At 54.2% G+C, this 12,751-nt stretch carries 10 protein-coding genes; 4 read left to right on the top strand and 6 right to left on the bottom strand.

Going from position 1 to position 12,751, the window contains the following annotated elements:
• The first annotated feature begins 232 nt into the window (after positions 1 to 232).
• Genes gcvA through rlmM form a run of 3 tightly spaced genes read left to right on the top strand, consistent with a single transcriptional unit; the run spans position 233 to position 2,684 of the window.
• Positions 233 to 1,150, top strand: a complete 918-nt coding sequence (gene gcvA, locus ACREYP_RS03590; protein ID WP_008458428.1) for a glycine cleavage system transcriptional regulator GcvA — start codon at positions 233 to 235, stop codon at positions 1,148 to 1,150.
• Positions 1,151 to 1,195: 45 nt separating this feature from the next.
• Entirely contained in the window at positions 1,196 to 1,591 is a 396-nt protein-coding gene (locus ACREYP_RS03595) for a DUF423 domain-containing protein (protein WP_008458426.1), read from the top strand.
• Entirely contained in the window at positions 1,584 to 2,684 is a 1,101-nt protein-coding gene (gene rlmM / locus ACREYP_RS03600; RefSeq protein WP_336819615.1) for a 23S rRNA (cytidine(2498)-2'-O)-methyltransferase RlmM, read from the top strand. The genes ACREYP_RS03595 and rlmM overlap by 8 nt, the downstream gene beginning before the upstream one ends.
• Positions 2,685 to 2,727: 43 nt before the next feature.
• On the opposite strand, the gene xni is transcribed toward rlmM, so the two are convergent.
• Positions 2,728 to 3,498, bottom strand: a complete 771-nt coding sequence (gene xni, locus ACREYP_RS03605; RefSeq protein ID WP_008458422.1) for a flap endonuclease Xni — start codon at positions 3,496 to 3,498, stop codon at positions 2,728 to 2,730.
• Between the two features lie 182 nt (positions 3,499 to 3,680).
• Between xni and ACREYP_RS03610 the strand changes: the two genes are divergently transcribed.
• Positions 3,681 to 4,865 (top strand): aminotransferase-like domain-containing protein, encoded by a 1,185-nt coding sequence (locus tag ACREYP_RS03610; protein WP_336819612.1) that lies wholly within the window; start codon positions 3,681 to 3,683, stop codon positions 4,863 to 4,865.
• A gap of 192 nt (positions 4,866 to 5,057) precedes the next feature.
• On the opposite strand, the gene ACREYP_RS03615 is transcribed toward ACREYP_RS03610, so the two are convergent.
• The 5 genes from ACREYP_RS03615 to ACREYP_RS03635 form a co-directional block, all read right to left on the bottom strand.
• Positions 5,058 to 6,425, bottom strand: coding sequence for an L-serine ammonia-lyase (locus ACREYP_RS03615; RefSeq protein WP_336819611.1), 1,368 nt, complete (start codon positions 6,423 to 6,425; stop codon positions 5,058 to 5,060).
• Between the two features lie 63 nt (positions 6,426 to 6,488).
• Positions 6,489 to 7,778, bottom strand: a complete 1,290-nt coding sequence (locus tag ACREYP_RS03620) for an HAAAP family serine/threonine permease (RefSeq protein ID WP_008458416.1) — start codon at positions 7,776 to 7,778, stop codon at positions 6,489 to 6,491.
• Positions 7,779 to 8,358: 580 nt separating this feature from the next.
• On the bottom strand, positions 8,359 to 9,618 hold the full coding sequence (locus ACREYP_RS03625; protein ID WP_498881102.1) for a hypothetical protein: 1,260 nt from the start codon (positions 9,616 to 9,618) through the stop codon (positions 8,359 to 8,361).
• Positions 9,618 to 12,011: a CS1-pili formation C-terminal domain-containing protein gene (locus ACREYP_RS03630; RefSeq protein WP_498880889.1), complete on the bottom strand. Its 2,394-nt coding sequence runs from the start codon at positions 12,009 to 12,011 to the stop codon at positions 9,618 to 9,620. The genes ACREYP_RS03625 and ACREYP_RS03630 overlap by 1 nt, the downstream gene beginning before the upstream one ends.
• A gap of 218 nt (positions 12,012 to 12,229) precedes the next feature.
• Positions 12,230 to 12,718, bottom strand: coding sequence for a CS1 type fimbrial major subunit (locus ACREYP_RS03635; RefSeq protein ID WP_498880890.1), 489 nt, complete (start codon positions 12,716 to 12,718; stop codon positions 12,230 to 12,232).
• Positions 12,719 to 12,751: the final 33 nt, after the last annotated feature.

Genomic DNA, 12,751 nt, shown 5'->3' on the forward strand with positions numbered 1-12,751 from the left:
TGTCAGACCAATTGCAAACACAACAACACAACATCACAACCGTAAGCCAAAAGCCCTCCAGAACACGCATTCCAGACAACTTTTCGTTCCGACTCAGGAAGTGCCGCCACTATAGGTATTTGCTGGTGCATCCTCAACGGACAATTTATAATGGCTCAGATAAAAAAAACTAATAGGTAAACAAACACTATCTGTTTGTTAACTCTTATTAACACTTAAGCCAAATAACCCCATGTCTAAGCGATTACCCCCTCTGAATGCGCTGCGCGTTTTTGACGCTGCGGCTCGTCACTTGAGTTTTACTAAAGCGGCTGAGGAACTGTTCGTTACTCAGGCCGCGGTAAGCCACCAGATCAAGTCCCTGGAGGATTTTCTTGGCTTGAAGCTGTTCCGCCGCCGTAACCGATCGTTGCTGTTGACGGAGGAGGGGCAGAGTTATTATCAGGATATTAAAGAGATTTTTTCCCAGCTGACGGAAGCCACCCGCAAGCTGCAGGCGCGCAGTGCAAAAGGCGCGCTGACGGTGAGTTTATTGCCCAGTTTTGCGATTCACTGGCTGGTGCCTCGCTTAACAAGCTTTAACTCAGCTTATCCGGGCATCGACGTGCGAATTCAGGCGGTGGACCGCCAGGAAGACAAGCTGTCTGACGACGTGGACGTGGCGATATTCTATGGGCGGGGAAACTGGCCGGGGCTAAGAGTCGAAAAACTTTATGCTGAGTATTTGCTGCCGGTTTGCTCACCTATGCTACTAACCGGCGACAAACCGATTAAAACGCCGGAAGATTTGGCCAGGCACACTTTATTGCATGACGCTTCGCGCCGCGACTGGCAGACTTATACCCGCCAGCTTGGCGTGAGCCATATTAATGTCCAGCAAGGGCCCATTTTCAGCCACAGCGCAATGGTACTCCAGGCCGCGATTCACGGGCAGGGGATTGCGCTGGCCAATAACGTCATGGCCCAAACGGAAATCGAAGCGGGCCGTCTGGTATGCCCGTTCAATGATGTGCTGGTAAGTAAAAACGCCTTTTATCTGGTTTGTCATGACAGCCAGGCAGAACTGGGTAAAATAGCCGCGTTTCGACAGTGGATCCTGGCAAAGGCGGCCAGTGAGCAAGAAAAATTCCGTTTTCGCTACGAACAATAAGCAACCTTCGCGTGGCGCGGCCACGCCTTACTTTAGGGTTACACCATGACCAGCCGATTCATGCTGATTTTTGCCGCCATCAGCGGTTTTGTTTTTGTTGCCCTGGGCGCCTTTGGGGCGCACGTATTGAGCAAGTCTCTGGGTGTTGCAGAGATGGGATGGATCCAGACCGGGCTTGAATATCAGGCGTTTCACACGCTCGCGATTTTTGGCCTTGCGGTGGCAATGCAGCGTCGCATCAGCATCTGGTTCTACTGGAGCAGCGTCTTTATGGCGTTAGGCACCGTATTATTTAGCGGCAGTTTGTACTGCCTGGCCCTGTCGCACCTGCGGCTGTGGGCGTTTGTTACCCCGGTGGGCGGCGTCAGCTTCCTGGCCGGTTGGATATTGATGTTAATTGGTGCTGTGCGCCTGAAACGTAAGGGCGTAAGCCATGAATAAAGTGATTTTGTACTGCCGCCAGGGATTCGAGAAAGAGTGTGCGGCAGAGATAACCGACAAAGCGGGTCAGCGCGGTGTCTACGGCTTTGCCCGCGTTAAAGAGCACAGCGGTTATGTCATATTTGAATGCTATCAGCCGGAAGAGGCGGAAAAGCTGGCGCGCGAGCTGCCGTTCAGCGACCTGATTTTTGCCCGCCAGATGTTTGTTGCCGGCGAGCTGCTAAAGGATTTGCCGCCGGAAGACCGCATCACGCCTATTGTCGGCATGCTGCAGGGCGTGGTGGAAAAGGGCGGCGACCTGCGGATTGAAGTGGCCGACACCAACGAAAGCAAAGAGCTGATGAAGTTCTGTCGCAAGTTTACCGTGCCGCTGCGTGCCAGCCTGCGCGAAGCCGGAGTGCTGACCAACTACGAAACGCCGAAGCGTCCGGTTGTGCATGTGTTCTTCATCGCCCCCGGCTGCTGTTACACAGGTTACTCCTACACCACCAACAATTCGCCGTTCTATATGGGCATCCCGCGCCTCAAGTTCCCGGCGGATGCTCCAAGCCGCTCCACGCTGAAGCTGGAAGAGGCGTTTCACGTCTTTATTCCCGCCGATGAATGGGACGAGCGTCTGGCCAACGGCATGTACGCCGTGGATTTGGGTGCCTGCCCGGGCGGCTGGACCTATCAGTTGGTAAAACGCAATATGTGGGTTTCGTCCGTTGATAATGGCCCGATGGCGCAGAGCCTGATGGACACCGGACAGGTCACCTGGCTGCGCGAAGATGGCTTCAAATACCGCCCGACCCGCACCAACATCTCCTGGATGGTCTGCGACATGGTGGAAAAACCGGCGAAAGTAGCCCATTTAATGGCAACCTGGCTGGTAAACGGCTGGTGCCGTGAGACTATCTTTAACCTCAAGTTGCCGATGAAAAAGCGCTACGAAGAGGTGTCGCAAAACCTGGCGCAGATCCGCGAAATCCTCGAGAGCAACGGGATTAACGCGGAAATCAAAGCCCGCCAGCTTTACCACGATCGTGAAGAAGTGACCGTTCACATCCGCCGTTGGTGGGCGGCCGTGGGTGGCCGTCGCGACGAGCGTTAATGACCAACCCCTTGCTCATCCGGACAAGGGGAGTTCTTTTGCGTTATGCAGAAGGCAATGCACCAGGCAACCTTAGCTGCTGTAAGTTCCCGTCGAGCTGTAAATCCGTCTCAAGCCTTGCCACCTGGCGGCTGATAAACGCACTTTCTCTGTGCAGCTCCAGCTTCTTACGCCATTTTTCCGGGACTTCATCGAGCCGCTGATAGAGCGTTTCCAGGTCAGAAAACTGGTTAATGAGCTGTGTGGCGCTTTTAGGGCCAATACCGGGCACGCCGGGAATTTTGCTGCTGCTGATGCCCGCCAGCCCCCAGAAGTCCCCCAGTTGTTCCGGCTGAACGCCATATTCCTGAGCAATAAAGGGCGCATCCAGCCAGCGTTTTTGGAAGTAGTCGCGAATTTGCAGCGTTGGGGCCAGCAGCTGGCAATAGCCTTTGTCGGTGGACACAATGGTTGCCCGATGGCCACCGGAGGCGACTTTCACCGCCAGCGTAGCCGCAAGATCGTCCGCCTCGTTGCCTTTTGAATGCCAGCACTGAACGCCACGACGGGTAAAAGCATCCCGCAGAGCCGGCATTTCGGCATGCAGGTCGTCTGGCATTGGCGAACGGCCCGCTTTGTAGTCGGGCAGAACCTGATGCCGCCAGCCTTCGCGACGTTCTTCGTCATCAAACACTGCCACCGCATGAGTAGGCTGACTGTGGCCAATAAGCTGGTCCAGCGCATGCAGACATGTATCGACACAGGGCGAACCCTGCACCGCATGTATGCGGCGAATCAGGTTCAGGGCATCGACGATAAGTAAATGAATAGCCATAAGAAATTAACTCGTCACTCTGATGGGCCTACCCTAACACTTCCCGCCATGATGAGCTATTCTCATCGCAGCATTCAGGAATGCCTCTCGCAAAACCTTATCGGGGCCGGGTGGAAAGCCATTGCGTAGTTGTTAGCGGGCTATGTATATTTCTAACGCATAAAAAAATAGAGAACATCAATATGAGTAATACTAAACACCTCGCGCAACGCATTCAAAACCTGCAACCCTCGGCCATCCGCGAACTTCTTAAGCACAGCAAAATGCCTGGCGTGATTTCACTGGCTGGCGGCATTCCTTCCAGTGAGCTGTTTGACAGACAAGGGCTGGAGCTGGCGACCCGTAAAGTGCTGGAAGAGAACTTTAACGACGCTTTTCAGTATGGCCTGACCGAAGGCAATTCCGAGCTGCGTGACCAGCTAGTTGAGCTGTGCAAGGCTCGCGGGATTACTACGCGCAGCGACCAGTTGCTCATCACCTCTGGCTCTCAGCAGGCGTTGGATTTGCTGATTCGCGCGCTGGCCGACGAAGGCGACGTTTTTGTCGTTGAGCGCCCAACCTATCTGGCTACGCTGCAAATCCTCAGTTTGACCGCCGCGAAGGTTGAATCCGTGGGTGGGGACGAGCACGGCATGATTGTCGATGAGCTGGAAGCTTTGCTGAAAACCACGCGTGTGAAAGGCGTTTATCTGGTGCCAACCTTCGGTAACCCAAGCGGCACAACGCTGAGCGCTGAGCGTCGCGAAAAGCTGGTGAAACTGGCTGCCGAACATGATTTTGTGATTATTGAAGACGATCCGTACGGGGCGATTAGTTTTACCGATCGTCGCGAGAAGACCCTGATTCAGGTCGCCAAAGAGTTAGGGCATGAAGACCACGTGGTTTATACCTCAACATTCTCGAAAATTCTGGCTCCGGGGCTGCGTGTCGGCTGGATTATTCTGCCGGAGTGGATGAAGCAAAAGGTCGCCATTATTAAGCAGGCGACTGATTTACACGCTAACTCGTTTACGCAGGCGCTGGCGGCGGCTTACCTGAAACTGGGGCGTCTTGAGCCTCAGATTGAGCTGATCCGTGAGGCCTATAAGCAGAAGTGCCTGACGCTGTCGCGCCTGCTGGAAGAAGAGCTTGGTGAGCACATTACCTTTAACCAGCCGCAGGGCGGGATGTTCCTTTGGGCCGCTTTCCGCTACGACTTTGATACCACGGCGTGGCTACAAAAAACGCTGGAGAAAGGCGTGGTGTACGTGCCGGGAGAGTTCTTCTTTAGCGATCATGCGGATAAACGCACGCTGCGCTTCTCTTACGCAACGGCAACTGATGAGCAACTGGTTGAGGCCGTGAAGCGTTTGAAAGCGGCGCTCTAAGAAAAAGGCTCCCAACCGGGAGCCTTAAAGGTTGCTGACAAAGAGGAAAAAAACGTGGTTTTTCCCTCTTTGTGGTTATCAGCCGAAAATCAATAAAGTGATTTTCCTGTTTTTTAACCAGTCGGCGGATCTTTCTTTTTCACCGGAAGTTGGTCAGTCGTCTGAAAGGCTCCCAGCCGGGAGCCTTAATTTTTAGTCACAGGCGACAATTTTCAGCGCCAGGCCACCGCGAGAGGTTTCGCGATACTTGGCGTTCATGTCCTTGCCCGTTTCATACATTGTCTCGATAACCTTATCCAGACAGACGCGAGGCTCGCTGGTGCGGCGCATGGCCATACGTGCAGCGTTCACGGCTTTAACTGCCGCAATGGCGTTACGCTCGATGCACGGAACCTGAACCTGGCCTGCAACCGGGTCACACGTCAGCCCCAGATTATGCTCCATGCCGATTTCCGCAGCGATACACACCTGAGTAGGGCTACCGCCCAGCAGCTCAGTAAGGCCTGCCGCTGCCATTGAACAGGCTACGCCCACTTCCCCCTGGCAGCCTACTTCGGCACCGGAGATGGAAGCGTTCATTTTGTACAGAGAACCGATAGCACCGGCGGCCAGGAAATAGCGGGCGCAGGAGTTAGCGTTCACCTGACGAATGAACTTGTCGTAATACGCCAATACCGCCGGAACAATACCGCAGGCCCCGTTTGTTGGAGCGGTGACCACACGGCCACCGGCAGCGTTTTCTTCGTTCACCGCCAGCGCGAACATATTGATCCAGTCCACAACTGCCATCGGATCAGAGTTGTTTTTATCGGTGGTCACCAGCATACGACGCAGGGCTGCAGCACGGCGCGGAACGCGCATTTTGCCCGGCAGCACGCCTTCTGTAGTGATACCGCGTTCAATTCCGCTGCTCATCACTTCCCAGACCGCCGCAAAGTGGGCGTCGATCTCTTCCTGGCTATGCAGAGCTCGTTCGTTCTGCATCATCAGGCCGGAAAGCGATAAGCCCGTTTCACGGCAGTGTTTTTGCAGGTCTGCAGCATTCTGATACGGATACGGCACGCTGACCGGGTTTTCACTCTGCGCACCAAAATGTGCTTCATCAACGATGAAGCCACCGCCGATAGAGTAATAGGTCTGAGAGTAAAGAGCCTTGTCGCCAGCCAGAGCGGTGATGCGCATACCATTCTCGTGGAGCGCCAGGTTGTCGGCATGGAAGTTCATGCAGCAGTCCACCGGGAATTCAACTTCATGCTGACCGTTGGCCAGCATCAGGCGCCCGTGGGTGTTTACATCCTGGATGAAGTGCGGAATAGCGTCGATATCTACGGTGTCCGGCAGGTTACCCGCCAGGCCCATGATGATCGCGATATCGGTATGGTGACCTTTACCTGTCAGGGACAGAGAGCCATAGACATCCACAACAACACGAGTGACATCGCGCAGGATCCCTTGCTCAATCAGATCATCGGAAAATTGTTTACCGGCTTTCATCGGGCCGACGGTATGTGAGCTGGAGGGGCCAATACCGATTTTGAAAATGTCGAATACGCTAATCATAAGATTTCCCTGCGTAAGTGACTTGAGAAGAGAGAGCCGCCCGAGCGGGCGGCTTTATAAGGCTTAGCTGAACAGCGAGTAGAAGATAGCGGAGATAGCAATCAGACCCATAATCACAACGAAGACGTTACTGATATGGCCGCTGTACTTACGCATCGCCGGCACTTTCTGAATGGCATACATCGGCATCAGGAACAGGATCATCGCAATAACCGGGCCGCCCAGAGTTTCAATCATCCCGAGGATGCTTGGGTTCAGCGTCGCTACTGCCCAGGTCGTGACCAGCATGAACAGCGCGGTAATTTTGTTCAGTTTACCGATTTCAATGCTCTTGCCTTTGCCGCGCAGAGACTTAATGACCATGCCGTTAAAGCCTTCACGTGCGCCCAGGTAGTGGCCGAGGAAGGATTTGGTGATGGCAATCATCGCAATGATTGGCGCCATCCAGGCGATAACCGGTGCATTAAAGTGGTTAGCCAGGTAAGACAGGATAGAGATGTTCTGCGCTTTTGCCGCGGCCAGGTCAGCAGGGCTCAGGCTCAGCACGCAGCTGAACACGAAGAACATTACGGTCAGCACCATCATGATGTGTGCACGAGCCAGGATGCTGGAGCATTTTTTCTCAGCGCCATCGCCGTACTCTTCGCGTTTAGCCACGGCGAAGGAGGAGATGATAGGGGAGTGGTTGAAGGAGAACACCATAACCGGAATTGCCAGCCACAGGGTCATCCACAGGCCGCTGCCGGTTGCCGGGGTTGCGCTGAAGGACAGGGTTTCAAACGCCGCACCGCTCCAGTTTGGAATCAGGTACAGCGCCAGAATCATCAGAGCCGCAACAAATGGGAATACCAGGATGCTCATCGCTTTGACGATCATCTGCTCGCCGAAGCGCACGATAGTCATCATGCCGACAATCAGAATCAAAGAAAGGATAGCGCGCGGCGGTGCAGTCATGCCCAACTGGTGGGTGATGAAGCTGTCCACGGTGTTGGTGATAGCCACGCTGTAAACCAGCAGGATCGGGTAGATAGCAAAGAAGTACAGCAGGGTGATGAGCTTACCTGCGCCAACACCAAAATGCTCTTCTACAACTTCGGTTATATCTTCGCCCGGGTTTTTACCGGACAGCACGAAGCGGGTCATACCGCGGTGTGCGAAGAACGTCATTGGGAAAGCCAGAATCGCCATGATGAACAGGGGGATCAGGCCACCAACGCCGGCGTTGATTGGCAGGAACAGGACGCCTGCACCGATAGCTGTACCGTACAGGCCCAGCATCCACATGGTGTCGGTCTTGCGCCATGCGCCTTTTTTCTCAGCAGAGACAATACTGCCGGTTTGAGTGGTTTCCATTTACATCTCCAAAGGAATGTTTCGTGCAATGTTTAAAAATTCGCAGTTAACGCGATGTGTGTGGCTTAACTGCTGAAACTAAATTCTGGCCGGGCGCGTTTTTGAAGTAGTTGTGGCCCGTAACTATCGGCGGGCGGAAAGATACATTTATGTCATCACTGTATCAGTGATCGCGATCCCAAATGCGATAATCTACGTTTGTTAAGCAACAAATCCGCATAACAGTCTGTTCATGGACATCAACATGACATTTATGCTCGCGAAGCCTAGCACTTGTGGATGATGCAATAAATTAAACCTGACCAAATAACTCGGTTTTTGCCAAAGAAAGTGCCTAAAACAGCATTTTTCAACGAGTATTTGCTTCAGGTCGCAATGTTTGTGCTTTTAAGTGTGAGCGCAATCGATTAAATGGCAGCTTAGTATCGGTACCGAGGTAGGGCTTCAAACGCTGGCGGTTGGCAGAGAAGATCTGTTTATCAAGTTTGTGGGGGTGAAAAGGAAGACGGATCCTTCAGCAGCGCTATCGCGCAATACGCCGAATAACCCATCTTCGACAGAACGTTCGGTTCTCCGTTCCCTAGTCCGCCTGAGCATCAAACAATAGCGTCACGACTCCCTTCCAGGTTGAACCTGGGGATTTCACCATCGTTTCAACGCCGGGTTTCCGGACTTTAAAATCAACCTGTGAGCGACGATGAACAACAAACTCGCCGGGAGGTAAAATAACATGGCCAGCCGGTAACGAATTCAACAGCAGATTTCTGGCTTCTCTTCCGTTTTCCGTTTTATAACCCGGTAAGGTGAGAGAAACCTCCAGCGGTATTTTTTCTCCGGTGGGGGATGTTGTTTCGCGTAACGCACAAGCCCCCTCCAAATCATACTCACAGCGCATATTGACAGTGAAGCCGGACGTGGACGACAGGGTGAAGGGGACTTCCTGACTCAGGGAATCAGGGACACGCCCACCGTTTGCCCACTGGCTCCAGCCGCCTTTCGGGGCCAGGCTGACCTTGATAAATTCCGCGTCGGAGGGAAACTTCACCTGGAAGGCATGGCGTACGGTCGCCTTTATTTTTATTCTAATTTCAGTGTCAGAGGTTGTTTCGGCATTAAAGTCAATATCTTCGCCTTCACCAACGGTATAAACCACTTCACCCTCGTACTCACCGCTATAAACACCTAATGGATTGGGTGTTTCTAACGTATAGCCAAAGCTAAAATCGGAAATACGAACATCACCTTGAAAAGAGTTACTAAGCTTCCGCCAGCAGGTCAGCTTTTTTTCTGGCACTCCCCATCCATGTCTGAACACATTATAAGAAGTACCAACGCCAATCCGCCCTGAGCACCCGCCCTGAGGATAACGACCCGCGCCGTTCATTGCATTAAACATGTTATATCCATCTAACGACGTGTGTTGCATACCAAAAAAAGCCAGACGAAATACCCCTGTAATTTGATTCCCTGTTTTATCATCTCTTAAAACAATATTCCTTGCCGTGCCATCAAGTGATATTGATGTATAATTGCGTGGGTTATCACTCGTATAGTCAAAATATTTTTCCGCCGATACCCCAGGAATCAAAATACTGAACTCCCCCACGTTACAAAGCGTAGAGTGCTGAGAGCAAAATCCTGAGACCGGGGTAGTATTCACAAACGCATTCTTCTGCGGCTGCTGCAGGTCGGCGATAAACTCCGTAGTGACGTCCACCGTTGCAGCGTTGACTGTGGATATCATCGCCAATAAAAGCAGCGCGGACAGTGCTGCCGTATTTCTTCTGCGAAACAGGGCGTTATTAATGAAGTCGATAATATACATCTGTCGGGTAAACATTATATGTCCTTATTCCTGGCTGCTTTGCTGGCCGCATAGCCTGCGTTCCCCGCCAGCGGTAATTCGTCACAGGTCAGATTGCCGAGGAAAATAATCTCATCGGCCGTTTTCTGCGTGGTGGGATTCAGGCGTATTTCACACTGGTTCATTGCGCGGTATTCCACCGCCAGCACCGGGTTGTTTTCATGCACTTCGAGGGTGAACAGCCCGTCGGATTCGGTGACTGTCCTGCCGGCATGATTCACCACCTGAGCACCGCCCAGGGCGTGGCCATTGCCGTCCACCAGGCGCCCCATCACCGTCACCGTTTTCATCACTTTCACGGAATACGCACTGACGCCCCCGCGAATATGCTGGTAGCTCAGGTATTCAGGCTCGACTTTCAGCGCCGGGGCTTCCGTGCCGGGGAAGTCAATCTGCACCGTGCCGGGTTGCCAGGCATCGACCGGAATGAAGTTCCTGCCCGGTTTGAGCGGCACGGCACCGCCCGGATAAAGCGCCACCAGTTCGGCATTTTTATCGTCGGAGGAGACATCCACTATCATGCCGCCGCCCTGATAATGTGCCGCCTGTTTCGACATTGTGACCCGCCCGCCACCCAACGCCAGCAGGCTGCCGGTATTGAGGCCGCCGGACAGCCTGCCGTCCAGCGTTGAGCTCTGCCCCCAGAAAGTGCCCGCCATCATCGGCGTATCAAACTGGTTGTAAGTGCTGAACCCTGCGCCGTGGCGGTCCGCCGTCAGCGTCGCCGTCGTCATCTTCACGGGGCCTTTGTCCCAGGTCTGATTGACCGAGGCGGAGGTATAGAGATCCCGGCTGCCGCTGGTATCCGTTCGGCTGCCGACGCTGATATTGCCGCTGCGTTTCTGCCCGCCGAGCGCGAAGCTGGCGGAGAGACTCACGCCGCGGTTGCGTAACGTGCTGCCATTGCCGTAGGGGCGATCAAACGCGGCCAGCCGCCAGTTAATGGCGTTCCCGGCAAGTACGGTACGGGTATTAAAGCCCACGTCGGCACCGATACCGCTGTGACGGCTTCTGTGCGTCAGACGGGCGGTGAGGCTGTTCTCGCTGTTCAGGCGCCAGGTGGTGGACAGCACGCTGCTGTGTTCCAGCGAAGGGCGAGCCGTATACCGGTAGGGTTCATCTTCCTGGCGATACCAGCTCCGGCTGTGGCTGAGGGCGACGTTACCCTTTGCGTGCGACCATATTCCCTGGGTATCAAACCCGTGACCGGTGAGATTGCTCCGCCAGATATTACCGTACAGCTGCACCGGCTTTGCCGCCTGCCAGTCGAGTGAAACCCCGGCCTGACGCTCTTCCCCCGTCTTCTGCACGGCCACGCCGACCGTCGCCAGCGGATGCAACAGGTAATTGACGCTGGCCCCGGCCGCAAATTCACCGTTATCTTCACTCTTGTCACTGTTCCACAGCGTCTGCTGCTGCCCGGCGAACACGTTATAGCGCAGGCGCTGGCCCGGCGTTCGCCAGCGGGTGGGTTTATTAATCGTTTCAGTGACCCTGCTGCTCTCACGGCCGTCTTCAATGAGGCGAATTTCAACTTCATAGATACCGGCTGGCAGCGGCACGGTGTCTAACATTTGCAGGCCGGGTTCAACAGGCTGAGAATTTATCAGGGTGCCGTCGCGGTAAATTTCAGCCACACCTTCACGGTTGGCGGAGACGTAGACGGGATAAAGCGCCGGAATATCCCCGCCCTTCAGTAGTGCATCGCCGCTGCCCGCCATCATGCCCGCCAGCGTGCTGATACCGCCTCCCGGCGTATAAGGCTGGCGCAGCAGACCCTGGCTGTCCGGCGTAAATAGCCCGGTACGGAGAAAGTGTTGCTGAAATTCACGCTGAACGTAGAGAGAGGTTATGGCATGGCGGGAAGTGCTGCCGAGGCTGTTGCTGCGGGTCTGGTCATGCTGAAACTGGCTCATTAATGTCCAGCTCCCCAGCGCCGCCTCCAGGCCCCCGTTCCAGCTCATGCTTGACTGCTGCTCGCTGCCGCTGAGGTTAAGCTGGTTATTCAGCAGCAGGCCTGAATCCCCATCTTCGGGTAAGGTATACCAGTATTTATTCGCGTCGTTTCCCGGTTGCTGCGTGAGTAAAACGAGGCGGGCATCGCTCAGGCTGTAATCCGCCGCCAGCAGCCCCGGCGGGCAGGCATGGTCACTGCACTTCCCAAGCGGAACAAAGTCAGTGAACGCCTTTAACCAGCGCTGGCGTTCGGCCTCGCTAAACTCACTGTCGCCGTTATCAGTAAAATGGATAATCCTGGCCCGGTTATCCTCCGTCACGATGATCATGGCATCGCCCAGGACCCGGTTATCTACCATGATGCGGGCTGAAAGCGGGGCATTGAAGAAATACGCCTGAAAATCATCCGGCATAGCCGCTGCCTGGCTGGCAAGCGTCGCAGGCTGAGCCCAAACATTTACACTGCTGAAAAGCAGAAATAACGACCCTGTTAATGGACGCAAGAATCCCATAATATCAAACGCCTGAAATTTTCTTTCCGAAGAAAGAAAAGAGAAATCCCTCTCTCTTTTCTCCTCAATGCACGATTGTTCGGTAACCGAACAATCCATGAATACTGCTGCCGCTAAAATTAAGGCGTATCGGTATCAAACATCATGGTCACGGCCCCGATGTAGGTCCCGGCCGTTGGTTTAGAGCCAGCCGCTTTCTGGCTTACCGTCAGGGTGGCCGTTTTCTCTGCTGCGGCTTCGGTCGTGTTGTACAGCGTGACCGCTGACACGGCGTCAACCGGCAACGTCTGGCCGGCAATGGCCACCTGGAGATCGATAGTATCCGTACCGCTGGCCGAGCTGAGCACAGGCTGCCCGGACAGATAGGCTTTGATGCTCCCGCCGGAATTTTTCATTTGCAGCTGCTGAGAAAACCCATCCAGAGAGCCCGTCGCCGCATTCCATGCCATTTTTTGCGTCTGGGCATTCCAGCCGTTAACTGGCGTGACGAAGAAATCAGTAGCAGGGACCGCCGCCTCTACGTTGAAATCAACCTGCAGAGGGGCAGCGTGAACCGCCGATGCCGTCGCCAGAAGGGCACCGAGTAAAGTGATTTTTTTTGCGTACATATATCATTCCTTTTGATAAGAGAGAGAACAGGG

This window comes from Enterobacter sp. TMH.L2, from assembly GCF_050847315.1.
Classification (GTDB): domain Bacteria; phylum Pseudomonadota; class Gammaproteobacteria; order Enterobacterales; family Enterobacteriaceae; genus Cedecea.

Bases quoted from the DNA above. Each gene is read 5' to 3' on its own strand.
- gcvA (WP_008458428.1), top strand. From the start codon at position 233: ATGTCTAAGCGATTACCCCCTCTGAATGCGCTGCGCGTTTTTGACGCT.
- ACREYP_RS03595 (WP_008458426.1), top strand. From the start codon at position 1,196: ATGACCAGCCGATTCATGCTGATTTTTGCCGCCATCAGCGGTTTTGTT.
- rlmM (WP_336819615.1), top strand. From the start codon at position 1,584: ATGAATAAAGTGATTTTGTACTGCCGCCAGGGATTCGAGAAAGAGTGT.
- xni (WP_008458422.1), bottom strand. From the start codon at position 3,498: ATGGCTATTCATTTACTTATCGTCGATGCCCTGAACCTGATTCGCCGC.
- ACREYP_RS03610 (WP_336819612.1), top strand. From the start codon at position 3,681: ATGAGTAATACTAAACACCTCGCGCAACGCATTCAAAACCTGCAACCC.
- ACREYP_RS03615 (WP_336819611.1), bottom strand. From the start codon at position 6,425: ATGATTAGCGTATTCGACATTTTCAAAATCGGTATTGGCCCCTCCAGC.
- ACREYP_RS03620 (WP_008458416.1), bottom strand. From the start codon at position 7,778: ATGGAAACCACTCAAACCGGCAGTATTGTCTCTGCTGAGAAAAAAGGC.
- ACREYP_RS03625 (WP_498881102.1), bottom strand. From the start codon at position 9,618: ATGTTTACCCGACAGATGTATATTATCGACTTCATTAATAACGCCCTG.
- ACREYP_RS03630 (WP_498880889.1), bottom strand. From the start codon at position 12,011: ATGCCGGATGATTTTCAGGCGTATTTCTTCAATGCCCCGCTTTCAGCC.
- ACREYP_RS03635 (WP_498880890.1), bottom strand. From the start codon at position 12,718: ATGTACGCAAAAAAAATCACTTTACTCGGTGCCCTTCTGGCGACGGCA.